The 23,015-nt window shown below is 60.9% G+C and carries 23 protein-coding genes and 1 pseudogene; 9 read left to right on the top strand and 15 right to left on the bottom strand.

Annotated features, from left to right (window positions below; translation table 11 throughout):
• Positions 1–97: 97 nt before the first annotated feature.
• The gene (locus tag VUN82_05345; GenBank protein XAS73270.1) at positions 98–841 is read left to right on the top strand and encodes a response regulator transcription factor; all 744 of its coding nucleotides are present in this window, start codon (positions 98–100) and stop codon (positions 839–841) included.
• A gap of 90 nt (positions 842–931) precedes the next feature.
• Here the strand turns inward: VUN82_05345 and VUN82_05350 are convergent, their stop codons facing one another.
• The 6 genes from VUN82_05350 to VUN82_05375 all read right to left on the bottom strand — a co-directional run bounded on the left by VUN82_05350 (position 932) and on the right by VUN82_05375 (position 7,332).
• The gene (locus tag VUN82_05350) at positions 932–1,234 is read right to left on the bottom strand and encodes a DUF4193 domain-containing protein (protein ID XAS73271.1); all 303 of its coding nucleotides are present in this window, start codon (positions 1,232–1,234) and stop codon (positions 932–934) included.
• A gap of 337 nt (positions 1,235–1,571) precedes the next feature.
• Positions 1,572–2,651 (bottom strand): LacI family DNA-binding transcriptional regulator, encoded by a 1,080-nt coding sequence (locus VUN82_05355; protein ID XAS73272.1) that lies wholly within the window; start codon positions 2,649–2,651, stop codon positions 1,572–1,574.
• 38 nt (positions 2,652–2,689) lie between these two features.
• The gene (locus tag VUN82_05360; protein XAS73273.1) at positions 2,690–3,598 is read right to left on the bottom strand and encodes a carbohydrate ABC transporter permease; all 909 of its coding nucleotides are present in this window, start codon (positions 3,596–3,598) and stop codon (positions 2,690–2,692) included.
• The gene (locus tag VUN82_05365; GenBank protein XAS73274.1) at positions 3,595–4,476 is read right to left on the bottom strand and encodes a sugar ABC transporter permease; all 882 of its coding nucleotides are present in this window, start codon (positions 4,474–4,476) and stop codon (positions 3,595–3,597) included. The genes VUN82_05360 and VUN82_05365 overlap by 4 nt, the downstream gene beginning before the upstream one ends.
• Positions 4,477–4,521: 45 nt before the next feature.
• Entirely contained in the window at positions 4,522–5,856 is a 1,335-nt protein-coding gene (locus tag VUN82_05370) for an extracellular solute-binding protein (protein ID XAS73275.1), read from the bottom strand.
• Positions 5,857–5,895: 39 nt separating this feature from the next.
• The gene (locus VUN82_05375) at positions 5,896–7,332 is read right to left on the bottom strand and encodes a GH32 C-terminal domain-containing protein (GenBank protein ID XAS73276.1); all 1,437 of its coding nucleotides are present in this window, start codon (positions 7,330–7,332) and stop codon (positions 5,896–5,898) included.
• 157 nt (positions 7,333–7,489) lie between these two features.
• Between VUN82_05375 and VUN82_05380 the strand changes: the two are divergent.
• A pseudogene (locus tag VUN82_05380) lies at positions 7,490–7,761 on the top strand (DUF1016 domain-containing protein).
• An 11-nt stretch (positions 7,762–7,772) separates the two neighbouring features.
• On the opposite strand, the gene VUN82_05385 reads toward VUN82_05380, so the two are convergent.
• The 4 genes from VUN82_05385 to VUN82_05400 all read right to left on the bottom strand — a co-directional run bounded on the left by VUN82_05385 (position 7,773) and on the right by VUN82_05400 (position 10,448).
• Positions 7,773–8,345, bottom strand: a complete 573-nt coding sequence (locus VUN82_05385) for an RES family NAD+ phosphorylase (protein XAS73277.1) — start codon at positions 8,343–8,345, stop codon at positions 7,773–7,775.
• A gap of 59 nt (positions 8,346–8,404) precedes the next feature.
• Positions 8,405–9,034 (bottom strand): hypothetical protein, encoded by a 630-nt coding sequence (locus VUN82_05390; protein ID XAS73278.1) that lies wholly within the window; start codon positions 9,032–9,034, stop codon positions 8,405–8,407.
• A gap of 118 nt (positions 9,035–9,152) precedes the next feature.
• Complete coding sequence (locus tag VUN82_05395) at positions 9,153–9,785, bottom strand: MBL fold metallo-hydrolase (protein ID XAS73279.1); 633 nt, start codon at positions 9,783–9,785, stop codon at positions 9,153–9,155.
• Positions 9,786–9,845: 60 nt separating this feature from the next.
• A complete protein-coding gene (locus VUN82_05400; protein XAS73280.1) occupies positions 9,846–10,448 on the bottom strand; it encodes a TMEM175 family protein in 603 nt (200 codons plus the stop codon).
• Between the two features lie 210 nt (positions 10,449–10,658).
• Between VUN82_05400 and VUN82_05405 the strand changes: the two genes are divergently transcribed.
• Positions 10,659–11,150, top strand: a complete 492-nt coding sequence (locus tag VUN82_05405; protein XAS73281.1) for a PaaI family thioesterase — start codon at positions 10,659–10,661, stop codon at positions 11,148–11,150.
• A gap of 70 nt (positions 11,151–11,220) precedes the next feature.
• Here VUN82_05405 and VUN82_05410 read toward each other — a convergent pair whose 3' ends face one another.
• Positions 11,221–11,487 (bottom strand): type II toxin-antitoxin system Phd/YefM family antitoxin, encoded by a 267-nt coding sequence (locus tag VUN82_05410; GenBank protein XAS73282.1) that lies wholly within the window; start codon positions 11,485–11,487, stop codon positions 11,221–11,223.
• Between the two features lie 251 nt (positions 11,488–11,738).
• On the opposite strand from VUN82_05410, the gene VUN82_05415 reads away from it, so the two are divergent.
• From VUN82_05415 to VUN82_05425, 3 genes are read left to right on the top strand one after another with little or no spacing between them, the layout of a single operon-like run.
• Entirely contained in the window at positions 11,739–12,329 is a 591-nt protein-coding gene (locus tag VUN82_05415; protein ID XAS73283.1) for a molybdopterin-dependent oxidoreductase, read from the top strand.
• On the top strand, positions 12,280–13,077 hold the full coding sequence (locus VUN82_05420) for a ferredoxin reductase (GenBank protein XAS73284.1): 798 nt from the start codon (positions 12,280–12,282) through the stop codon (positions 13,075–13,077). Before VUN82_05415 ends, VUN82_05420 begins: the two co-directional genes overlap by 50 nt.
• Complete coding sequence (locus VUN82_05425; GenBank protein ID XAS73285.1) at positions 13,074–13,406, top strand: DUF6510 family protein; 333 nt, start codon at positions 13,074–13,076, stop codon at positions 13,404–13,406. Before VUN82_05420 ends, VUN82_05425 begins: the two co-directional genes overlap by 4 nt.
• A 316-nt stretch (positions 13,407–13,722) precedes the next feature.
• Here the strand turns inward: VUN82_05425 and VUN82_05430 are convergent, their stop codons facing one another.
• The 4 genes from VUN82_05430 to VUN82_05445 form a co-directional block, all read right to left on the bottom strand.
• Positions 13,723–14,676 carry an alpha/beta hydrolase gene (locus VUN82_05430; protein XAS73286.1) on the bottom strand — a complete coding sequence of 318 codons (954 nt, stop codon included), beginning with the start codon at positions 14,674–14,676 and terminating at the stop codon, positions 13,723–13,725.
• Positions 14,673–16,160: an NAD(P)/FAD-dependent oxidoreductase gene (locus VUN82_05435; GenBank protein ID XAS73287.1), complete on the bottom strand. Its 1,488-nt coding sequence runs from the start codon at positions 16,158–16,160 to the stop codon at positions 14,673–14,675. Before VUN82_05435 ends, VUN82_05430 begins: the two co-directional genes overlap by 4 nt.
• A gap of 32 nt (positions 16,161–16,192) precedes the next feature.
• The gene (locus VUN82_05440; protein ID XAS74618.1) at positions 16,193–17,341 is read right to left on the bottom strand and encodes an alcohol dehydrogenase catalytic domain-containing protein; all 1,149 of its coding nucleotides are present in this window, start codon (positions 17,339–17,341) and stop codon (positions 16,193–16,195) included.
• A gap of 252 nt (positions 17,342–17,593) precedes the next feature.
• A complete protein-coding gene (locus VUN82_05445) occupies positions 17,594–19,033 on the bottom strand; it encodes a PucR family transcriptional regulator (GenBank protein XAS73288.1) in 1,440 nt (479 codons plus the stop codon).
• 124 nt (positions 19,034–19,157) lie between these two features.
• On the opposite strand from VUN82_05445, the gene VUN82_05450 reads away from it, so the two are divergent.
• From VUN82_05450 to VUN82_05460, 3 genes are read left to right on the top strand one after another with little or no spacing between them, the layout of a single operon-like run.
• Complete coding sequence (locus VUN82_05450; protein XAS73289.1) at positions 19,158–20,516, top strand: aminotransferase class III-fold pyridoxal phosphate-dependent enzyme; 1,359 nt, start codon at positions 19,158–19,160, stop codon at positions 20,514–20,516.
• Between the two features lie 28 nt (positions 20,517–20,544).
• Positions 20,545–21,801: a CoA transferase gene (locus VUN82_05455; GenBank protein XAS73290.1), complete on the top strand. Its 1,257-nt coding sequence runs from the start codon at positions 20,545–20,547 to the stop codon at positions 21,799–21,801.
• Positions 21,785–22,987, top strand: coding sequence for an acyl-CoA dehydrogenase family protein (locus tag VUN82_05460; GenBank protein ID XAS73291.1), 1,203 nt, complete (start codon positions 21,785–21,787; stop codon positions 22,985–22,987). The genes VUN82_05455 and VUN82_05460 overlap by 17 nt, the downstream gene beginning before the upstream one ends.
• Positions 22,988–23,015: the final 28 nt, after the last annotated feature.

Below are 23,015 nucleotides of genomic sequence, written 5' to 3' on the forward strand. Positions count from 1 at the left end.
GCAACCACCGGGAATGCAGAAGAAAGTCGGTTCATGAGATCAGCCTAACCATAATGGTTATACTTCGAAGGGTTATCGAAGGGGCTGAGGGGCAGCGATGAGTGAAGTACGTGTGGGGCTGGTCATTGAAGATGACCAGGATATTCGCGAATTGGTGCGTGTGGTCCTTTCGCAAGCGGGGTTTGACGTCCATGTTGCATCCACTGGATCCGCAGGCGTTACATCAGCGCGCGAACTGAATCCAGACGTCATAACGCTGGATCTGGGCCTGCCCGATATTGATGGTTTCGAAGTGGCACGCCAGATCCGGAAATCCTCCGACGCCTACATCATCATGCTCACCGCCCGGGCGGAGGAACTGGACACCCTCATGGGCCTTGAGGCCGGCGGTGACGATTACCTCACCAAGCCGTTCCGGCCCCGCGAACTTCGCGCACGCGTCGAGGCCATGATGCGAAGGCCCCGCGCGTCGTCGGAGTCCAAGGCAGCCGTGGAAGAAACTGACCCGGAAATGAGCCACAACGGCCTTGCCGTTTCGGCAGGTTCCCGGACGGCAGTCCTGAACGGCAAGGAACTGAGGCTGACACGCACCGAATTCGACCTCCTGCTCGCCCTCCTTGAGACCGGCAGGATCGTGCGGACCAAGGCAGATCTGGCGCGGCGACTCCGCAACGAACCCTACGACGTCGGCAGTTACGTCAGCGACGCCGACGAACGTGCCGTTGAGGTACATATGGGCAACTTGCGCAAGAAACTTGGTGACAGCATCCAGAACCCGCGCTGGCTCGAGACCGTGCGCGGCGTTGGGTACCGACTGGCGCCGCTGGCTCAGGGCAACTGAGCTGCGTCACTGCGGACGGCTGGGGTGCCAGCCGCCTGGGCGCGATTCTGCGATGCTGTTCGGTTCGTGGTGGTACCTACGGCAATGGGTTTAGCCTTCGCACTCGATGCAGTATGAGTGGCCGTTGGCTTCGCGTGCCAATTGGGACCGGTGCCGGACCAAGAAGCAGGAGTAACAGGTGAATTCGTCCTCGGCCTGGGGAATGACCTGAACGATGAGTTCCTCGGAGACAATTTCACCGCCGGGCGTCAAGCCCTCATCGAACGCATCGGCCTCGTCCAATTCCGTGACGACGCTGCGGGCATCGGGTGCGTTGGCAGACTTAAGTGCCTCCAACGAGCGGTCCTGGGATTCCTTGACGTCGGAGCGGACTTCGTCGTAATCAGTTGCCACTTAGGTGATTCTCTTTCTGATGTTCGATTCTGACGACACTGCAACGCACACCATCGGGTTATTGTTCCCGGGGATAAAGATTCGCCGCGTCTTGACCGGATTCTCCCGCGCGGACCCAATTGCGCAACAAGCCGTTGCCCAATTGCCGGGGGGCATGTCGTCGTCCTTTTGGACAAGACAGACACTCGACGAAATGACGAATGTGCGCCGGAGCCCTGATTTGAGCCTTGCGGGAGGAGGGAAGAACCTCCTCCCGCAACATCGTTTGTTCGCTCTTCCGGCAGACCGCCGGACGTGGTGGCTCAGAACCGCCCGAGTCCAGCCGGGTGCTCGAAACCTATACGGGCGAATGCGCAGCCACGGATGCGCGTTCAACGGTAGGGCACGCAATCTTCACTGCGGAGTCGTTGGGTGCTTCGTCCAAGCCCAGCAGCATGCGTACTCCTGCCGCCCCGAGTTCGTAGTGCGGCAGTGACACTGTAGACAGCGGCGGCCGAAGGTGGGCTGCGATGACTTCCTGGTTGTCGAATCCGACCACGGCGATGTCGTCAGGGATGGACAGCCCGTGTTCCCGCAGTCCGTCGTAGAGTCCCATGGCCATGCGGTCGTTGTAGCAGTACACGGCGGTGACGTTGCGTTTGAGCAGCTCTTCGGTGGCGCCGTATCCGCCTTCCTGGTCGGGGTAGGCTTCCATGACCAGGTCAGGGTCAAACCCAATGCTCGCGGCAGCCAACGCGTCTTTGTAGCCCTGGAGCCGTCCGTCTTTTGCCGGTGCGGGGATCGTGGCATTGATGAAGGCGATGCGTCGGTGGCCGGCGTTGAGCAGGATCTGCGTCGCGGAGTGCCCGCCCTGTGCTTCGTCGGGGACGACAGCGCGGGCTGCCCCGGGCTCTGTAGCGAAGCAGTTGACGAGGACGAAGTCCGCCTCACGCAGGGTTTCCGGTATGTCAGTGGGCCGGTGGAACCATGTCGAGTACAGGATGCCGCGTACCTTGTATTCCAGCATCATGGCGATCGCGTCCTTTTCCAGGTCGCGGTTGCCCTCGGTGTTGGCGATCAGCAGGGCGTACCCGTGTTTCCATGCTTCGTCCTGCGCCCCGTGGATGATCTGGCCGGCGAAGGGGGTTGTGGCGACGCCGTCTGCGACCAGCCCGATGAACCGTGAGGTGCCGCTGACCAAGGTCTTGGCCATTGCATTGGGGCGGTATCCAAGCTGCCGGATTGCGTCCTGGACGCGTTGACGAGTCTTATCTGCAATGCGGGCATTCTTCTTCTGGTTGATGACCAGGGAGACCGTGGCAGTGGACACGCCGGCCGCTTCAGCAACTTCGCGGAGGGTAACCGGATGCGCGCGGCCTATTTTGACAGGAACGTCGGGGGTGGCCGCGTTGCCCGAATTTTTCTTCTGCGAAATCATTTGCCCTCCATCGGGAGTATATCCGGCTGTCATGGGCGTCACCCCTTCGTCGCCCCGCTCTCGAGGCCTTGGATCATCGCCTTGTTCAGCACGAGGAACACCAGCAGCAGGGGCGTGATCGTGACGCAGACCGCGGCAAAGGTGGCCGTCCAGTCGGTTTTTCCCATGGCTCCGATGTAGTTTTGCAGGCCCAGTGGGATCGTCTTGAGTCCCTCAGAGAGGACGAACGTGTTGGCGAAGATGAAATCGTTCCAGATGAAGATGCTGTTGACCAGAACGACTGTGACCACAGTATTCACGGAGAGCGGGAGGGTGATAAGCCCAAAGATCCGGTACGGGCCCGCGCCGTCCAGCGAGGCAGCCTCGTACGTCTCGCGAGGGATGTATTCAAAGAAGGAGGAGAAAAGGTAGATCGACATCGGAAGAGCGAATCCCGCCAGGGGAATGATCATCGATGGGTAGGTGTCGAGTAGGTTAACGGTCGAGTAGTCGATGAAAAGCGGTACCAGCGCGATCTGCACGGGCACGATGATGCCAATCAAAAACAAACTGCGGACGAACTTGCTGAACCGAAAGCCGAGGACCTGCAGGGCATAGGCCGCCATCATGCCCAGAAGCACGATCAGCAGGTTGGCGCCCATCGTGACAATGAAACTGTTGACGATGTTCATCCCGAGATTGCCGGTCTCAAACGCGCGGGCGTAGTTATCGAATGTGATCGCCTTGGGCAGGGCAAACGGGTCGCCCGTCGCGAAGTCATTTTCAGTGCGCAGACTGGTGATGAAAAGCCATGCGAGCGGGTAGACCTGCACGATGACGATGAGCGCGATGAGGACCTTTGACAGGGTGCCGTGCAGACTTCGTTTGCGCCTGCGCCACGCGGGCAGTGGTGGCCTGCTTTCTGATGTTGCAGGGGGCCTTGTGATCCGAGCTGCTTGCGCGGTCATGCGTCCGCCTTTCGTTTGAGCATGAGAAGGATGAGTCCGACGGCGACCAGGCACTCGGCGACGATAAATACCGAGATGGTGCTGGCGTAGCCGAAGTCAGTGCTGGTGAAAGCTGTCTTGTACATGTAGGTGGTCAGCAGTTCCGAGGACTGTCCAGGGCCGCCGTTGGTCATCAGATAGGGGATGTCGAATCCGCGCAGGCCGTAAGTGGTCGCCATGATAGTGGTGGTGATCCAGACGGGCCGGATGTGCGGGAAGCGGATCTTGGTGAACAGTTGCCACCGTGACGCACCGTCGAGGCGGGCGGCTTCCTCAAGTTCCTGCGGAACGGATAGCAAGGCCGCGTAAATGATGAGCATGTACAGGCCGGTGAAGCGCCAGCCTTCCGGTACCGATACTGCCGTGAGGACGGTGTTCACGTCTGAGAGCCATGCGTGTTCAAGGGTGCCGAGGCCGATCCACTGCAGCACCTGGTTGAGCAGACCCACCGGGTCGATCGAGTAGATCCGCACGAAGAGGAATGCGATAGCCACGGTGGAGATCACGGCCGGCAGCAGGTAAAGAGTCTTAATTAGTTCGCGGCCGCGGCGCAGAGAGGTGAGTAGGGTGGCGACAAGCAGCGCGCCGCCGAGCTGCAGGACCAGACAGATGAACAGGTAGCCGAGTGCATTGAAGAAGGAGCGCCAGAAGACGTCATCGCCGGTGAACATCCGTAGGTAGTTGGCGAGGCCGACGAACTCCATGTCGCTGATGCCGTTCCAGGAGAAGAAGCTGAGGAACAGGGACTGGAGGATGGGGAACAGTACGGCGGCGCCGTAGAGCAGCAGGGGTGGGAGCAGGAAAACCAGGACTGAGAGTCGGGACCTGTTGGGGAGCATGGTGGGGCCTTTCGGGTGGGGGCCCGAGGCCCCCACCGTTATCTGTTATTTGAAGAACTTCGGTGCGTTCTGCGCGATGGTGCTGTCCATCGTGCTGGTGAACTGTTCCGGCGTGATGTCGCCTTGGACGAGGAGCACGAGTTCTTGCTTGAGCCGTGAGTCGGTTGTCGGGTCCAGCTGGGTATCCCACGGCATGGCCTGCTGACCTCCCAGGTCGTTCGCCGTCTCGAGGGCCGTCTTGTACAGGGGAGTCGCATTGGCCGGGGTGGCGGTCTGCACGTTGGTCGTCGGTGAAAGAGCGCCGGTCGCCGCATACTCGGAAGGGTATTTCGTCAGGGCAAACTTGAGGAAGTCGCTGACGAGCGGGTCGTAGGTCTTGGCATTGACAGCCATGCCGATTCCGGACGGCGAGACGTATTCGTTGGCAGCGGTGACAGATCCTTCAGTCGTCGGGAGGGTGAGGAAATCAATATTGTCCCGAACTGCCGGGTTCAGCTTGTCAGTCGCCAGGCTTGGCAATTCCCACGTGCCGATGTTGTACATCGCTGCCTTCCCGGAGGTGAAAATGTTCTGGGCGTCGGAGTAGCCCTGGGACGAGAAGCCATCCTGGAAGCACTTGTTTTTGCCCAGGGCGGCCAGCCAGTCAACGGCCTTCTTCCCGGCAGCGTCAGAGAACTTCGCGTTGCCCTTCTTCAGCTTCTGGAGGAAGTCGGGACCCGCCGTCCTGAACGGCTGGTAGGCCATGTAGCGTTCCAGGGGCCACTGGTCCTGCCCGTCGATGGCGATCGGGGTGATTCCGGCGTTGCGCAGTGCGGTGCACATCGCGGGGATGTCGTCGAGCGACTTCGGTACCGGGACGCCAGCCTGCTGCAGTAGGGCCTTGTTGTACCAAATGAACTCCAGTTCGAATTGGAACGGGATCATGTACAGCGATCCGTCGTCGAATCGCTGGTAGTTCAGGGCGTTGGGCCGGTAGTTGTCATACACGCCCAGGTCTTTGAGCAGCTTTTCCGCGTCCACCATCTTGCCCTGCTTGGCGAGCTGTTGAGCGAACGGTGTAGCATCCGTGTCGAAAAGCTCGGGAAGCTTGTTCGCGGCGGCGAGGGTCTCGAGTTTCTGGATATATGAGGGGCGGTCGGGGGTGGTGATGAGGTTCAGCGAGAAGCCCGGGTGGTCCTTGGCATAGTCGTCCGCGACCTTCTTCATGATGTTGATTACTGCCCCGTCTGCGGGGCGGGAGAGCAGCCATGAGATTTCCCTCGGTTTGATCTCGCCGGTGGGCCTCACATTGGCGGGGCCGCCGGCCCCTCCGCCGGCGCAGGCGGCCAGGGACAGCGCAGCTATGGCTGCGACCGCAGCCGTGCGAATCAGTTTCTTCATGGAACAATCTCCTTTGATTTGAGCCGAAAGTGGTGGTGTTTAGTTGTCTGTGCGTTTACGTATCTGAAGTTCGGTAAGAGCAGTGGAGCCCTCCCCGGTGAAGATGCCGATCCGCCCCGCGGGCAAGTCGTAGATCCGGGTGCTGAGGGCGACCTGCCGATCAACAACGGCAACGCACAGGTCCCCGTCGACGATGACTTCCAGCGTGTGTTCGCCGGGAGGCAGGTGGCAGGGGCGTTCCAATTCGATGTCGAACGGGATGTCCCCGGAGACATGCCACTGCGCGTCGCCGGTGATCTTCCTTGGCCACCGGTCGAAAACCATGCGCCCGCGCTTCGGTTCCAGGCGCAGGACGTAGGACTGATCCCCGTCCGGGCTTGATCGGAGCAACAGCCCGCATTCGGTGGTGTTGGGGTCAATGTCCAGTACTGCCTTGGCGTAAAACTGGCTGGGCAGTTCTTCTTCGGACACGATGGCGGTGTACCCGTCCGGTATGTCCAGTCGTGTGGGCAGTTCGGTTGGCAGGGTTACCGGGACGTCTTCCCAGAAGCTGTCTACGAGTTCGTCGGCGAAGGAGAATCCCAGTGTTCCGTCGGGGTTCTGGCGTGCTTCCAGGACGGACATCGTGCCGGCCCACTGCCAGGGACCGTCGTCGGTGTTGCCTTCCTTGCTTGCGATCCATCCAAAGAAGAAGCGGCGACCATCGCGCTCTGCGGACTTGGATGCGTAGAAGGCGCGGCCGTCGACGCTGTCAAGATTGGGTACGGTCCACGGGCCGTCGGGACTCTTGGCCATTCGGTAGCGGGTTGTGAACGATTCGGAAAACTCGGAGTACACCATGTACCACCAGTCGCCCCAGGAGAAGACGTCGGGGCACTCATGGGTGATGTAGCGGCGCGGGTCCCAGAATGGTTCGGTGTGCTGCCACGTCATGAGATCAGTGGACACGCACTGTGCGATGACGCCTCGGCGCCGTTCCGGTCCGGCGGAGTGGCGTGCCGCCAGCAGCATCCTCCACTGGCCTTTGCTTTCATCGCGAAACACGAAGGGATCCCGCCAGTCACCGGACTCGTAGCCGTCCGGGGCGCCGAACGTGAGTTCCGGATGCTTTACCCAGCTCCGCATGTCATCCGTGCTCGTGGCATGCATGACCAGCTGCAGGGGCGCGCCGTCGGGGCCGAGGTTGCGGGGGTTCTGGCCGGTATAGAACAAGTGGTGGACGCCCGTGTCGTCGACGACAATGCTGCCTGTGTAGGCGTTGAAATCCACGTCGGATTCGCTGCCGTGATGCAGGGAAACGCCGTGGTTCTCAAACTCCGTGAGGTCCTTGGTGGTGACCAGATTCCAGGAAGTGCCGGGTTTCGGGTCCTTACGGTCTTCATGAAGGTAGAAGAGCCAGAACTCGCCGTCCTTTTCGAAGGGGATGAGGTCCCCAACCCATCCATTGGCGGGTTGGAAGAAGACTGAGCGTTTCATCTGCGCTGATGTCCATTCTGCTAAAGCGTTTGATCACTAGTAAGCTAGCGTTAATCCTTGGGGTGGTCAAGCGTTTTAGCAAAAGTTGTTTCGTGCCTTCTATGGTCTACTTTCGGGGCGGCGCATGGACCCCGATTCCACCAACGCCTGCGATGTGGCGGCAGTTCAGCACGGGTGGTCACGCAATGTGCTGCTGAACAAGATCATGAATAGAGCTGTGGAACGCACCGGGAATGCCACTTCGACCTTTGCGCGGCAACTTGCTGTGCAATCATCCGAGCTGGCCCAACAGCTTGCCAAGATCCCCACAACTTCGAATTCCTCGGCCTCTCCGGGGAAGTCGTCCAACGTGACCTGGAAAACGCTCTGACCACCAGCCGGATCACCGAAACTCTCCGGGAAGTCGGACCGGGGTTCTCCTTCGTCGGCGGGGCCTCCTGTTACCTCGCGAGAACGTCGACTTTGAGGGGCGCACAGGTATTCACGAGCCAGCTGAAGCCGTCAGCCGCGGCGAAGGCGAGTCCGCTTCCCGGGACTACTTCAAGGTGGTCCTCCTGAAACCTGTCACCAAATAGCATGAAGGCTCTGGCACTGTTGTCGCGTTTAGACATCCAACCGATGCCGTCAAACCCTGCGGAGTGAGCTGCCTGTGCCCATTTGCGCGTCTGTGGGTAGTTATCCATCGGGGTGTCTGTAAGTTGGGTGGCTTCGATTCCGAGCGCACGAAGGCCCAGTCCGAAAAATTCTGCGATCCGAACCTGCCGCTTCAATTCCAGTCCCGCCAAGACACTGTTGGCGTAAATGCTGCGGGGAAGCGTCGCCGGGGCACCAACAGGGATATCGTGCAACAGGGTCTCAGCCAAGGCAGCTTCCCGGGTTTCGGCCAGGTACAGGGCCGGGACCAGGGGGTCGCCGAAGAAGTGGAACCGGCCGGCGCCCTGGGGCCCGGGGTTGAACTGGTTGGGCCGGAATCGGTTGGAGTGGATACGGTGGAGGATGGTCCCAAGTGCCAAGATTCCAATGCGTGGCTCGAAGGGGTCGGGTGGCTCCGGGGTCGTGGGCCAGACGACCGTCACCAGATGGCCCCGAAGTGGGCCTCGGCCGCGGCGAGCAGTTGTTCCCGGTCGTTGAGATGGTCCACTGGCCGGCGCTGATCAGCGAATGCCGATGAAGGGGTTGCCATCCATAGGACCAGGTCTTCGTCCGGGACGTCGAGACCGCGGGTGAGCGCCACTAGCTCTGGAATGACAGGAAGGACGGTACCGCGCTGCAGATCGAATTGGAACTTCGGGTAGCGGATGGCGTGGCGACGGGGATACCCGATCAGCCTGCCGGCGGATCGCTGCGACGACGCGAAGTTCCGGTTGGTCGCCTTGGCGCCAAGGAGAGCTGCCGTCTCAGTGCTGCTTATCGACGGCAGTTCATTCTCGATCCGCCGCCACCAGTTCTCCTCCGCCTGCAGGCTGCGGACAAGTTCAGGAGAGGGCGTATCCGGATTGGACGCAATCGCGGCTCCCAGGGCGGAGATGCTGTTCGCTTCACTGAGAGCCCGTTTCAGGATCCATGCATCGACGCCGACGACCTCGGAGAATTCGTTGACGGTAGGCGGTGAGGATTTGGTGGCGAAAGAGCCGCCTGCATCACGCCGACTAGCGGCTATCGCCTTCTTTTTCAGGATCACGTCCCGCCGTGAGGTCACCATTTCTCCTCCTGACAATGACGATTGTTACAGATGACTCTAGCGTGTGTAGTGTCATCTGTGAAGAACCATAAGGTCAGTTACGGCGGCGGAAGCAACCCCATTCAATATTGGTGTTGGTTCACCGGGAGGCTGTGTTTTCGGGGGTCCATGGCTTGTGCTGGTGCGAGAGCCAAACCATTTCAGGGTTCAGGGAACGCACCAGCAGTTGGCCCTCAGTGCGGGGGTTATCGAGTTCCTCGAACCAAACTGCCGTGTCTCCAGCGATGACAGTAGGGCCTTCTTCTCCATCGATGACAACGATTTGTGAGCCCCTGGTGTGGCCTGGCGCCAAAAGGAGTCGTAGTCCGGGAAGCAGTTCCAACTCGCCGTCGACCGGAACGTAGTGCACCCCTGGTGGGTCCACCCATTCAGGGATGGTGTAGTCATTCTGATTGCGGGCGTCGTCGAGTTCCTGGCGCTGGACGTAGATGGGCTTGCCTGCGAAGAGGTGATTGCCCCCGCAGTGGTCGAAGTGCAGGTGCGTGTTGACGACGATGTCGATGCTGCTGATATCAAAGTCCTGCTCGTTCAGTGGGTAAACACGAGGGTCCATGTCGGCGACCGCGGGGTGAAGCTGAGTCATGCCGGTATCCACCAGCACGCGCCCGTCGGGGTGGTCAATGACGTGCACATAGACCGGCATGGGTTCGCCTTCGGGAACCAGCTCGGCCACTCGAATGGCCGTAACAGGGATTGCAGCGGCAGAATTCACTTCGTTACCTCAGTTCCAAAACTATGGCCATGACATGCTCGGGTCCAGACTCCCAGCCGATTAGCCGCCGTCGTTGTCGCTTTGATGAGCCCTGGCGACAAAGTGCTCAACCCGGCGGTCCGGGACCAGCCAGATCAGGGCCACAACGGTGAACATGGCGATCCCGAACAGGGGCTGGACCAGGGTGGCTGCGATGCCGGCCATGTAGATCACGGGGGACGCTTTGCCTTTCCAGTCCCGGCCGACAGCCCGGGCCAGGGCCCCGTCCTTGCCTTGGGCGGCGATCAGGCGACGTTCCAGGATGTAGTACGCGATCGCTGCACACAGCAGGTTGATTCCATACAACAGGACGGGCACCTGTGTGAAGCCGGACTCATCCATCCACCGTGTGGTGAAGGGGAAGAGCGACAGCCAGAACAGCAGGTGCAAATTGGCCCAGAGAATCCCGCCGTTCACTCGACTGGCCAGGTGGATCATGTGGTGGTGGTTGTTCCAGTAGATCCCGACATACACGAAGCTCAGAAGATAGCTGAAAAGGGTCGGCAGAACTGCGGCCACGCCCTGCCATGTTGGCGTTTCCGGGGTGTGCAGCTCCAGGACCATGATGGTGATGATGATGGCCAGCACGCCGTCACTGAACGCCTCGAGCCGGTTCTTGTTCACAGGACCCGGTCCCGTCGCACGTTGCACTGCGTTCGGCTCACCCTGTCATCAGCCATAGTCGGCTCCTCTGAAGGTCTGCAATGTAGGGCGACACGCACCCCGGTGGATAGAGTACACCCGGGCGGTGCAGTGGCCCGCCCGGTGTCCAAAAACCTTGGTGTCTGCCGGTGCAACGGGCACGCCCAGCTGAAGCGAACAAGAGGACCATTAGTGACAGAGCGTAAACGAGTCGTAACCTGGAACGATCCGGCCATTGGCGCGGCAGCCATGCCCGGCATGAGCGGCTTGGAATACCTGCACGCAATGATGGGCAAGAAACTGCCACCCCCACCGATGGGCGAACTACTGAACATGACCCTGGTGCATGCGGCACCGGGCACTGCCACCTTTACCTGTCACCCCGACGAGTCCCATTACAACCCAATCGGTTCGGTTCACGGCGGGCTCCTATGCACCCTGCTCGATTCAGCCCTTGGCTGCGCCGTGCAGACAACCCTTCCCAAAGGCCAGGGTTACACCTCCATAGAGATTAAGGTGAACTACCTTCGCTCGGTGCAGGCTGACAGCGGCCCACTGACCTGTGTAGGCGTTGTATCAAAGCCCGGCAATCGCGTTGCCTTCGCGGACGGCACTGTCACCGACGCTAGCGGCAAGCTCGTAGCTACTGCCACAGGCTCCCTACTCGTCTTCGCAATCGACTGATGTCAGATGAACATCTCACGCCCGGCGGGACTGTCCATGTGCCTTCGGTGCGCATCCTGCACGGCATAGCTCACGCAAGGCCCAGTTTCGCCTTGACTTCCTCCCAAGGCGCCGGGGCTTCGCCGGTGTCGGCCATTTCGGTCCGCGCCCCGTTTGCCGCCCGGATGTCTTCCAGGTCCTCGGCGGCTTCAATCAGCGTGGTGAGGTCTTCGGCGTCGATCATTGTCGCGACGCCGTGTCCACGGCGCAGCAGGTACCCCGCTTCATCGCTCACCCAGGCGGTATCGACTGCCTCCGAGAGGCCGCTTCGGGCGTCCGTCACTCTCATCTCACTCATGTCCTAACTCTAGGCATAATGAAATGTTCATAAGCGCCAAAAGCGCAAAACGTTGCTAAAGGATGTTCCGTAGCCGTGTCTCCGCTGGGCACTACCTGAGCGCCGGCAGCTTGAACACTCCAATCATGGATTGGTTATTCCTGGACATAGTGGCTCAGCCTTGTCCATCCCTAGACCCCGCGCATAGCTTGCCCTATGGTTGGGGCATCAACGGTCGTTGGCCGGGCGAAGCTCCGCTGCGGAGGTAAAACATGGGTATCATTTCTTCCGGTTTCCGTGGACGACGGTCCGAGAATGCTGCGTTGCCTCCGGGCCAGCATGAAACGCAGGACTTTCCCGTCCTGACCGCTGGACCTGCTCCGCTCATTCCCGCCGATGAATGGGAGTTCTTCATTACTGCGGAGGATGGCCAGCGGCTCTCGTGGTCCTGGGATGAGTTCATGGCCTTGCCGCAGGAGGAAATCACCCAAGACATTCATTGCGTGACCAGCTGGTCAAAACTGGGAACAACGTGGCGTGGAGTCTCGGTGGACACTCTTTTCGAAAATGTGGAGACCACGCGCGACTTCGCCACCGCCCATTCTTTTGGTGGTTACACAACAAATGTTCCGCTGTGGGATCTCCTGGGCGGTAAGGCGTGGGTGGCTTGGGAGTTCGATCACGAACCTCTTGAACGGGCGCATGGCGGTCCGGCGCGGCTGTTGGTGCCGCATTTGTATTTCTGGAAAAGCGCCAAGTGGGTTCATGGTTTGGAGCTGACCGACGAAGACATTCCCGGTTTCTGGGAGTCGAATGGATATCATCTTCACGGCAATCCGTGGCGTGAGGAGCGGTATTCGTGAGGCTTTTGCCGTGAGTTCTGTTTGGCGGGTCGCTGAGGTGGTGGGTGGGGAACTGGAAAACGCCACAGCCCGGACCATTAGGCTGCGCGTGGATGGTTTGATGGGATATCTGGCCGGGCAACATATTGATATCCGCCTCACCGCAGAGGACGGATACACAGCCATCCGGTCTTACTCGGTGGCATCCGCAAGTGCGGACGAGCATCTGGAAATCACCGTTGATGAACTGCCCGACGGCGAAGTGTCGCCTTACCTTGTCCGGGATCTGGCCGTGGGGGACCAGCTGGAAATCCGGGGACCAGTGGGCGGCTGGTTTGTCTGGCGGCCAGCCGATGCGAACCCGGTGCAGCTGATTGGGGGAGGGTCAGGTGTGGTGCCGCTGATGTCGATGATCCGTGCGCGTCAGGCGTCCAATAGCGCAGCCCCGTTCAGGTTGCTCTATTCCCTCAAGTCTCCGGATTCTTCGCTTTACCGCGACGAGCTGCACCGACTGGACCAGGAATCAGCCAAGCTGATGGTCGATTACGTCTACACGCGTTCGACGCCGGAGGGCTGGCCTGCAGCGCCAGGTCGCCTTACCTCCGAGAGCCTTTTGGGCAAGATCTTCCCAACAGAGGAGAAACCCGATGTTTTTGTTTGCGGCCAGACCGTCTTTGTGGAGACCGTTTCGGATTGGCTGGTAATGGCCGGATATCCGCCGGAGTCGATAAAGACCGAGCGGTTTGGCGGGACGGGAGGCATCCAGTGACCAGCACCGACGACTTTGCTGTTCCTGAGTCCGAAGACCAGGACATAGCAGCAGAACCCCATGACCCGATTCCATATGTGGACGGGAACGCCGCAGCCGGCGCCCTGTCCGAAGTGTTCCGTATCGACATCATCGCGGCGCTGGGACGCTGCAGGCATTGCGGTTCAGTCAGGGCTTTTGGCGAGACCATGGTCTTCACCGACGCGCCCGGAATTGTGGTCCGGTGCCGCGATTGCCAGGGCGTGCTGCTGCGATTGGTCCAAACACCAACCAAATACTGGCTGGATTTGAGCGGGCTCAGCTACTTGGAGATCGACCGCGAAGAGTAGACGCCAATCGCGCTGGCACCGCGAAGGGCGCCGCCTGACTGCCCAATTCTCCAAGACCTGAACTTGAGTCTATTTGTGAGGAGTGACGGTTGCGGCAACAGTCGCTTCAGGATCCTGGTTGTCTTGATCACGAGGATAACGAGTTCGAGCGGCAATGCCGTCGTCGGCGCATTCGTACGCCGCGGTCTGGCATCTCGCCTTCCTTCCGAACGCCTCAACCAGGCAGCGACAATGCCTTCGTGCCGAAAGCCGACAATCACGTCACACAGTTTGGCCCCTAACCCCCTAATGTGGTGAAGGACGTGCTCCATCTCAGTCAGATTGTGCGGTTCCTGATGAAGGCCGCCACTTGGTCCACTGTTTGTTCTCCGCGGGGAATGCGTCCCGCTGAGGTGAGAAGCCCGTGGGCGTATCCGGGAAGGTGCTGGAAAAGGACTTCCGTGCCGGCCCGGGCCAGTGCGGCGGCGTAGTTTGCGCCTTCATCAACCAGAGGGTCGTTGTCCACAGTGATCACATACGTTGGTGGCAGTCCTGCAGGGAGCTGGGCCATGGCGGGGCTGATATCCGGTGCCGAGCGGTCTGCACCATCCGGAAGATAGTGGTCCGCGAACCAGGCGATGGTGTCGGCAACCAGGGGAAACCCGTCGGTGACGCGGTTGTAGGACGGAGAGGACATGGTCAGATCCACCATGGGATACATGAGGACCTGGCACACGATGGGCAGAGGATCCGTCGTGATGGCGTTCTCGTTGGCCAGGACTGCGGCCAATTGCCCTCCCGCGCTGTCACCGACGAGCACAGCCTCGGTCACGTTCAGCCCGTGCTCGTTGCCGGTATCAAATAGCCAACGCATAGCGCTGCGGCTGTCCTCAATCGCCGCCGGGTAGGGGTGCTCCGGGGCAAGCCGGTAGTCCACTGCAACAACGGGCAGGTTGGTCAGGGAGGCCAATCGACGGCACAACCCATCATGAGTTGAGAGGCTCCCCATGACCCATCCCCCGCCGTGGAAAAACAGGACGGCGGGGGTGGGTCCTCCGGTGTGGCGGGGGTCATAGACCCGAACCTGGAATTCATTCACGTTGAAATCTGCGACCGACGACAGTGGGTCAGCGCTTAGTCCGTAGGCAGCACAGCTGCTCTCGTAGAGTTCGCGCACCTGCTGCACATTGTAGGAGTGAAACGGGCGCCCGCCGGAGGCGCGGAATTTTTGCAGAACCTCTGCAGCGTCCGGCGCTACAGGCCTGTCGCTGAACCGATCGATGCGTGTCACTTTCCCGGCCCGGATTCGGCCAGTTGCAGGTAGTCGTCGAGCCGGAGGTCGTGGGTGTGGGCGCGGTACTCTTCGACGGTTCCGGACCAGTTGTTGATAACCCGGCCGTCCTCGTTTTTGTACCAGGAGGAGCATTCGGAGGAGAAAGCAGACGTTTGGAGTTCTTCCTGAACGTATGCGTTGAACTTCTCCACTACTGCCCCGTCCACTTCCAGGAAGCGTGATTCATCGGCCGCGATGTACTGGACAGCCTGGGCGATGTAGCGGTGCTGGGCCTCCAGCATTGAAACTACCGAGTTGTGGTTGAGATTGGTGTTGGGGCCGTAAACCAGGAAGAGGTTGGGGAAGTTGTCCACTGTGATGCCCAGGTAGGCCTCCGGAGCGTTGCCCCACCGCTCGTCGAGGCCGATACCGTCGCGCCCTGAAACGCGCATGGATCCCATGAACGCGTGGCTCTTGAACCCGGTGGCGTAGATAATGACATCAAATTCGTGCTCGACGCCGTCGGCAGTGCGCAGGCCACGGGGAGTGAATTCCGTGATTTCCTCTGTCACGAGCTCTACGTTCTCGCGGGTCAGTGCGGGGTAGAAATCGTCGCTCCGCAGGATGCGCTTGCAACCGAAGTCGTAGTCGGGCGTGAGTTTGGCCCGCAGTTCCGGGTCGGAGACCTGGGTCTCGAGGTGCTGGCGGGCCAGTCCGACACCTTCCTCGGAAGCTGCGGTGTGGCGGCGGGTACGCTCGAATCCGGCTTCGCGGAATTCGTGGATTTCCTGACGCAGCTGGCGGTAGGTGTCCGGGTTTTCCTGGAAGCGGGCGCTCTCTTCCTCGGTGAAGATGTACTGGTCGCGGGGGAGGATGTAGTTTGCGGAGCGCTGGAAGACGGTCAGGTTCGATGCGATCTTGGCAACTTCGGGCACGTACTGAACGGCAGTAGCAGCGGAGCCGACGGAAGCGACGCGTTTGCCGGTCAGGTCAAGGTCGTGCCGCCACTTCGAGGAGTGGAAGGCCACCCCCTCAAAGGTTTCGGTGCCGGGGAAGTTGGGGATGTTTGGTTCGTTCAACTGGCCCCAGGCAGCCACCACCGAACGGGTCAGGAACTCCGAACCGTCGGCCGTGTGCACGGTCCAAAGACGGCGGTCCTGGTCCCATTCAGTCGCGGTGATGTTCTGGCCGAAGTGGATGTGCTTGCCGAGCCCGAATTCCTCAACCATGGAACGCAGGTAGCCTTGGAGTTCCTCCTGGCCGGCGAACATCCGAGTTACCTTGAGGTTCAGGAAGTAGCTGTAGCAATAGACAAGGGCCTGCGTGTCGCATGCGGCACCGGGATAGGTGTTCTCGCGCCATACGCCTCCCACATCGTTGCCGCGCTCGAGGATCAGGAAGTCCTCGATGCCGTCCTGGACGAACTGGGCTCCCTGGCCCAGGCCGCCGAAACCGGCACCGATGATGATTGCGCTGTAGATGTGGTCATTTGTGGAGGTCATGGTGTTCTCTCTTCGAAGCTGGAATGTGGGTGTCAGGAAAAGGTGATGATCTGGCGCAGTGCGTGGCCGCCGTCGAGCGTGTCCATGGCGCGGTTGATTTCTTCGAGCGGGATAGTGTCTGAGACCAGGCCTTCAACGGCCAGCTGGCCTGATCGCCAGAGCTGTTCGTAGATCGGGATGTCGTGTTCAGGGACTGCCGAGCCGAGGTAGCTGCCCACGATCGACCGGGCCTCTGCCGTCAAGGTAAGGGGGTCGATGGAGACCGACTGGCCCGGCGCCGGCAATCCCACGGTGACAGTGATGCCGCCGGGCTTTGTCAGTTCGATAGCAGCTTCCAGAGCACGCGGGTGTCCGGCAGCTTCAATGACGGCGTCAAACTTTTCGCCGCGTTCCAGGGCATCAGCTGAGGTCATCGCATCCGAAGCACCAAGATTCCGGGCGGCTTCCAGTTTGGCCGGCAACGTATCGACTCCAACGACGTGTTCAACTCCGGTGGCAATGGCCGTAATGAGTGCCGCCATGCCTACGCCGCCAAGACCGACGACGGCCACCCGGGCTGTCGGCGCTGGCTTGGCTACATTGAGGATGGCTCCTCCACCGGTGAGAAGCGCACATCCGAGCAAAGCAGCGATGTGCGCCGGGACGTCGGACCCGACCGGCACAACCGAGCGGCGGGAGACCACGGCGTGGGTGGCAAATGCCGAGACTCCAAGGTGGTGCTGGACTTCGCGGCCCCCACGGGAGAGTCTGCGGTTCCCGCCCAGCAGCGTCCCTTGCGTATTGGATGCAGTGCCCTGCTCGCACGGCGTTTTGCCGTTGGAGTTGCATCCCGAGCATTCACCGCACCGGGGGAGGAAGGTCATAACGACGCGCTGGCCCAAAGAGATGTCATTGACACCCTCGCCCAGTTCCTCAACGATGCCGGCCGCCTCATGCCCGAGCAGCATCGGCACCGGTCGAGGCCGGTTCCCGTTGACGACGGAGAGGTCAGAGTGGCACACGCCGGCCGCCTCGATGCGGACCAGGATCTCGCCCCTGCCAGGACCTTCGAGTTCAAGGTCTTGCACATGGATGGGACGGGTGTCCGCGTAAGGCTGGTTTGACCCAATGGATTCAAGTACGGCCCCGCGTATCGTCCTGGTGGCCGTGGCCGTGCTCGCGGATGACTTCGTATCTTCGATCGTCACGATTGTCCTCTCAGTGGTGCAGTAAAGCTGTGCACTTTCCATTGAGACTAGGCAGTCGGGAGGGCTGCGTCACGGTGCAGAAAGTCGATTTAGGCGCTTTCCTTTGTACGAAACGTCAAATGTGTGGAGGAGCCGGTGTATAGCCGCGATTAGGGGAGGCCCCTATGTATGCGGGATAGGCAGCTTCGTCAGGGGTCGCTTCATGCCGTCGCTAGTAGTTTCCGGCCTCTGGATCAGGCGGTGCCTTTAGTCGTTCCGGGTTGTCTGGGAGCGCCCTCTAAGGGCGAGCCATAGCTGGGCGGATACATCGGGATCATCCAGGTCAACCCCCAGTAGTTCCTTGGCCTGTGCGATTCGGTAACGGACCGAGTTCCGGTGCACTCCCAGTTCGCGCCCGGCAGCCTCAAATTGCCCACGGTGGGCTAGGTAGGAGCGGACCGTTTCAAGTAGCTGGCCGGTGTGGGAAGCCAATGCGTCCACCCATTCATCGGCCGGCAGGTCGAGGCCGTGACCAACGCGTATCAGCTGACCGGCGGGCGCAGAGGCAGCAACCTGGGCCAACTGCGCTCCGATTTCGTGAAGGCGCCGTAGCGGCATCGGACCACCCCAGGCACCGCGGACACCTTTCGGCAGCGTCGGATACGGGCTCGATGCTGCCTGAAGCACAAACACGACTCCTGAACGTTCGAGTACCAGCCCGGGCAGAGTCTGCTGGGCCGCCAGCTGTTCACTATCGGGCAAGACGGCGACGAAGGCTGTTTCCGGTAGCGGGTCAGAGTCCATCTGCTTTGCAAGGAACCGCGCCGCATCGTCATGTCCCTCCAGGACCAAGGCCGCGAGCATACCCTCAGCGCGTCGGCGCTCAGCCTCGGCCTTGCGCTGTCCGGCTGCTCTGGCAGCCAAGAGCGTGGATGCGGTGAGGAACAAGTGTCGCTCGGCAGCGGCCAGTTGCCCGCTTCTGCCTAACGCCAGATAGCCAGAGGCGGTCGGACCGTCCGATACCGGGTACAGGGAAGCCACACCTGACGCCAGCTGTATGTTCCCTGTGGCACCTCGACGCGCGTTCCGCAAGATGGCAGATTCCCGGGTGAGTTCGGCCAGCAGTCCCGGCGGGAGTTCAGCTCCGTTAGCGGCCGACGAAGGGAGCCTGTCGCCTTCGGGCAGGTATGCAACCCAGGTCCTTAGAGCGCGGGACAATTCCCTGACGATCTCCGGTTCCGCGTCATCCTGTGCAGAGGCACGCGTCAGTGCAACCTGAAGCCCTAGCAGAGCCGTGAGTTCGGCTTCGCCGCCCTGCCTGACAAGCTCCCAGTATGCCCGCGACACGGCAAGGAAGGGAGACTCGCGGGGAATAGTCAGGAGAGGAAGGCCAGCCTCAACGCAGGCCGCCCGCAGTTCGTCCGGCACCATGGCATGTCCTGAGCCCAGACCGAGACCCAGAGCGGCCACGCCGCCTTCCACCAGACGTTGCACATAGTTTTTGGACGCCTCTTGGCGCGCGTCTCCATCCAGGCCGGTGAGCTGCAGTCCGACAGTGAGGAGAAGTTCGCCGCCGTAGAGGAACATCGTGGGATCCTCCAGCTCCGAGACGTGCACTCCCGTTAGTTCAACCCGGGGAAGCGGAATGGGCCAGTAGGGCGCCAAGTCGCGCTTTGCAGCCTCAACAAGCCTTGCGAGGGTGATCATGGGTAAAGCATAGGCGACAGCCTTTTGTACGTTGAGACTGTTCCTTGATCATTTTTGAACAGATTATCCAACGACATCGCAACGGACTATCCCTATGGTGGAAAACACCACACGAGGAGAATCTATGACTGTCACATCAGAACTCGCCGCCAACCTGGCCAAAGATCCGGCCTCCGTTAAGGCCGCAGCACGCCGCTTGCTCACCGAGCTTCCGGGCCCGCGTTCCCGCGAGCTGGAAGCCGAACGCCGCCAGCACGTCACCAACGCATTTGGTATCACCCTGCCCGTGTTCATTGACCACGCCCAGGGCGCGCTGCTCGTAGACGTGGACGGGAACCATCTCATTGATTTCGCCTCAGGCATTGCCGTGACCAGCGTTGGCGCTGCAAACCCCAAGGTGGCCAAGCGCGCCGCCGCCCAGCTTGAGCGCTTCACCCACACCTGCTTCATGGTGACCGAATACGAGTCCTTCGTTGAAGTCTGCCGGTGGCTCAACGAGCACACCCCCGGCGACTTCGAGAAGCGGACCGCACTGTTCACCACCGGTGCGGAGGCTGTAGAAAACGCCATTAAGGTCGCCCGGGCAGCCACTCGCCGCCCCAACATTCTCGTCTTCGACGAGGCATACCACGGCCGCACCCAGCTCACAATGGCGATGACGGCCAAGGAGAACCCGTACCGGCTCAACTTCGGACCGCTGCCGGGCTCAGTCTTCCGCGGACCGACGGCGCCTGCCCACACTTCTCCTGACGGACCGGGGAAGGCACTGGAACAGATCGAGGCGCTTCTGGCAGAACACGGCGCGGAAACATTCGCCGCTATGGTCATCGAACCCATTCAGGGCGAGGGCGGCTTCATTGTCCAGGCCCCCGGGTTCCTGGAAGGCATTCGTGAAATCGCGACCCGCCACGGCATCGTACTGGTTATCGATGAGATCCAAGCGGGCATGGGCCGGACCGGCAAACTGTTCGCGTCCGAGCATGAAGGTATTGCCGGCGACATCACGCTGACCGCGAAAGCTCTTGGCGGTGGATTACCGCTTTCAGCCGCTACCGGCCGCGCCGAACTGATGAACGCTGTCCACACAGGTGGTCTCGGCGGGACCTACGCGGGCAACCCCGTAGCTTGTGAAGCCGCTTTGGCTGTCTTCGAACTCCTCGAAGACGGCAAGCTCCTGAAGAACGCCACAGCCATCGAAACCGCAGTCAGGCGCCGCCTGGAGCCGCTCGTCGAACTCGACGGCGTCGCAGACGTTCGCGGCAGGGGTGCAATGATGGCGATCGAATTCCGCGATTCCTCAGGGCCCCGTGGAGACCTTGCCACTGCGGCCGCGAAGGCAGCCAACGCTTATGGTGTCCTGACTCTTACGTGCGGGACCAACGGAAACATCATCCGGCTGCTGCCTCCGCTCGGGATCGAAGCGGACGTCCTCGACGAAGGCCTTGCAGTGTTGGAGGCATCCGTTCGGTCGGTATTGTCATGATTTTCCGGGGAAGGCGGCGGGGGCGGCGATGAGGTCGCGGGCGGGCTCTGGCGCACCACTGGCGGGGATCGTCGTCGCTGATTTCTCCCGCGTGCTCGCCGGTCCGCTCGCGACAATGACCCTGGCCGATCTCGGTGCCCGGGTCATCAAGGTTGAGCGCCCCGGAACCGGGGATGACACACGGCAGTGGGCGCCACCTTCCTCAGTGACAGGTGCGACGTACTTCGAAAGCGTCAATCGGAATAAGGAATCAGTCACCCTTGACCTGACCAACCCCGAGGACCTGGAGCTTGCCCGGGAACTGGCACGCCGCGCCGACGTCCTGGTGGAGAACTTCAAACCCGGAGGGCTCGCCAAGCTGGGCCTCGGATATGAGTCACTGGCTGAGGAGAACCCAGGCCTGGTGTACGCATCAATTTCGGGTTTTGGCTCGGAAGGCGGCCGTGATCTGCCCGGATACGACTTCATAGTGCAGGCCGTCGGCGGATTGATGAGTATTACCGGTGACCCGCGGGGCGACGCCTATAAAGTGGGCGTCGCCCTCGTTGATGTATTGACGGCGAAAGATGCCACGATCGGTATCCTCGCAGCCCTTTCCGAGCGAAATTCCACGGGTCGGGGCAGGCGGATCGAAGTCAATCTTCTATCGAGCCTCCAGGGCGCCCTTGCCAACCAGGGTCAGGCGTACCTCGGCGCCGGTGTTACTCCTGCGCGACTGGGCAATGACCACCCTTCCATCGTCCCTTATCAACTTCTTGCCACAGGTGATGACCCACTGGCCGTTGCCGTTGGTAACGACTCGCAGTTCGCCAAGCTCTGCCGCGCCATCGGCAATCCGGAGCTTGCCGCTGACCCCCGGTTTGTCACAAACTCTGCGCGGGTCCGCCATCGGCGGGAGCTTGTCAAACTGTTGGAAGCCGGGCTCGCAGGCGCTGGAGCGAAGGAATGGCAGGACCGGCTGGTATCTGTGGGAGTACCGGCCGGCCGCGTGGCCGGGATAGATGAAGGAATCGCATACGCCGAATCCTTGGGCCTGGAGCCGACCATTCATGTCCATGACGCCCGCGGGAACGTTACCGGCCGCCAGATCCGCCATCCGATCACCTGGACGCCGGCACTGCCGCCCCGGGCTCAGGCCCCACCAGCGCTCGGTGAGCACACCGTTGACGTGCTGGACTGGCTGCGGCAGGCCCAGACCAAGGCGTTCATCTCTACCCCTCAAAATTCCAGGCTTTCAGAAGTCGTTCATTCCCAGGAGGGACCACATCATGACTCTCGCCCCTAGTTCCGCCGAGATCGAGGCTGTTACCGCATTCGAGCCCTCCGACCTGATCTCCTTCGATACGCTCCTCACGGAGGAGGAAATCGCCTTGCGCGACCGGGTCCGGAATTATGTTCGGGAGGAAATCAAACCGAACATCGCCACCTGGTATGAAGAAGCGCGATTCCCGCTGGAAATCGTCCCTGATCTCGCCAAACTCGGCCTGCTCGGAATGCATTTGAAAGGCTACGGCTGCGCCGGGGGAAGCGCAGTGGACTACGGGTTGGCCGCAGCCGAACTCGAGGCCGGCGATTCGGGCATCCGCACTTTCGTTTCCGTCCAGGGTTCTCTGGCCATGTCAGCAATCTCGAAGCACGGTTCTGAAGAACAGAAAGAGGAATGGCTTCCCCAAATGGCGGCTGGCACCGCCATCGGATGCTTTGGCCTTACGGAACCCACCGCCGGTTCAGACCCCTCTGCCATGGCCACTTTTGCCCGCCGCGACGGCGAGGATTGGATATTGACCGGCTCCAAGCGGTGGATCGGACTCGCCAACGTGGCCCAGGTGGCAGTCATATGGGCTCAGACAGACCATGGCATACGCGGATTCATGGTGCCAACCCAGACTCGTGGCTTTACCGCCACCCCAATTCAGCCGAAGCTGTCAATGCGCGCTTCTGTCCAATGTGAAATCACCCTGGATGACGTACGGCTGCCTGGCGACGCGGTCTTGCCGAATGTCACTGGCCTCCGCGGCCCATTTACCTGCCTCAACGAGGCACGATACGGCATCGCCTGGGGCACCATGGGCGCCGCGCGCGACGCCTTCGAAATTGCCCTGGACTACTCCAAGAATCGGCTCCAGTTCGAACGGCCCTTGGCCGGTTACCAATTGACCCAGCAGAAACTCGTGAACATGGCGCTGGAGATCAACAAGGGCTTCCTTCTCGCTCTGCACCTCGGACGGCTAAAAGACGCAGGCAAACTGCAGAATCATCAGATCAGCGTGGGCAAGCTCAACAACTGCCGAGAAGCTATCGAAATTTGTCGTGAAGCACGCACAATCCTGGGCGGAAACGGTATAACCCTCGAACACTCGCCCCTTCGCCACGCGAACAACCTTGAATCCGTACGTACGTACGAAGGCACTGACGAGGTCCACACCCTCATCCTCGGCCAGAAGCTGACAGGCATTGGAGCGTTTCGGTAACTGCCGGCGTTTCTACGGCGAACCCGGC

Source organism: Micrococcaceae bacterium Sec5.1 (assembly GCA_039636795.1).
Taxonomy (GTDB): Bacteria; Actinomycetota; Actinomycetes; order Actinomycetales; family Micrococcaceae; genus Arthrobacter.

Excerpts from the sequence above, each read along its gene's own strand:
- VUN82_05435 (XAS73287.1), bottom strand. The coding sequence starts at position 16,160 with ATGACCTCCACAAATGACCACATCTACAGCGCAATCATCATCGGTGCC.
- VUN82_05445 (XAS73288.1), bottom strand. The coding sequence starts at position 19,033 with ATGATCACCCTCGCAAGGCTTGTTGAGGCTGCAAAGCGCGACTTGGCG.
- VUN82_05345 (XAS73270.1), top strand. The coding sequence starts at position 98 with ATGAGTGAAGTACGTGTGGGGCTGGTCATTGAAGATGACCAGGATATT.
- VUN82_05450 (XAS73289.1), top strand. The coding sequence starts at position 19,158 with ATGACTGTCACATCAGAACTCGCCGCCAACCTGGCCAAAGATCCGGCC.
- VUN82_05410 (XAS73282.1), bottom strand. The coding sequence starts at position 11,487 with ATGAGTGAGATGAGAGTGACGGACGCCCGAAGCGGCCTCTCGGAGGCA.
- VUN82_05420 (XAS73284.1), top strand. The coding sequence starts at position 12,280 with ATGGATATCATCTTCACGGCAATCCGTGGCGTGAGGAGCGGTATTCGT.
- VUN82_05370 (XAS73275.1), bottom strand. The coding sequence starts at position 5,856 with ATGAAGAAACTGATTCGCACGGCTGCGGTCGCAGCCATAGCTGCGCTG.
- VUN82_05365 (XAS73274.1), bottom strand. The coding sequence starts at position 4,476 with ATGCTCCCCAACAGGTCCCGACTCTCAGTCCTGGTTTTCCTGCTCCCA.
- VUN82_05375 (XAS73276.1), bottom strand. The coding sequence starts at position 7,332 with ATGAAACGCTCAGTCTTCTTCCAACCCGCCAATGGATGGGTTGGGGAC.
- VUN82_05360 (XAS73273.1), bottom strand. The coding sequence starts at position 3,598 with ATGACCGCGCAAGCAGCTCGGATCACAAGGCCCCCTGCAACATCAGAA.
- VUN82_05455 (XAS73290.1), top strand. The coding sequence starts at position 20,545 with ATGAGGTCGCGGGCGGGCTCTGGCGCACCACTGGCGGGGATCGTCGTC.
- VUN82_05415 (XAS73283.1), top strand. The coding sequence starts at position 11,739 with ATGGGTATCATTTCTTCCGGTTTCCGTGGACGACGGTCCGAGAATGCT.
- VUN82_05390 (XAS73278.1), bottom strand. The coding sequence starts at position 9,034 with ATGGTGACCTCACGGCGGGACGTGATCCTGAAAAAGAAGGCGATAGCC.
- VUN82_05355 (XAS73272.1), bottom strand. The coding sequence starts at position 2,651 with ATGATTTCGCAGAAGAAAAATTCGGGCAACGCGGCCACCCCCGACGTT.
- VUN82_05460 (XAS73291.1), top strand. The coding sequence starts at position 21,785 with ATGACTCTCGCCCCTAGTTCCGCCGAGATCGAGGCTGTTACCGCATTC.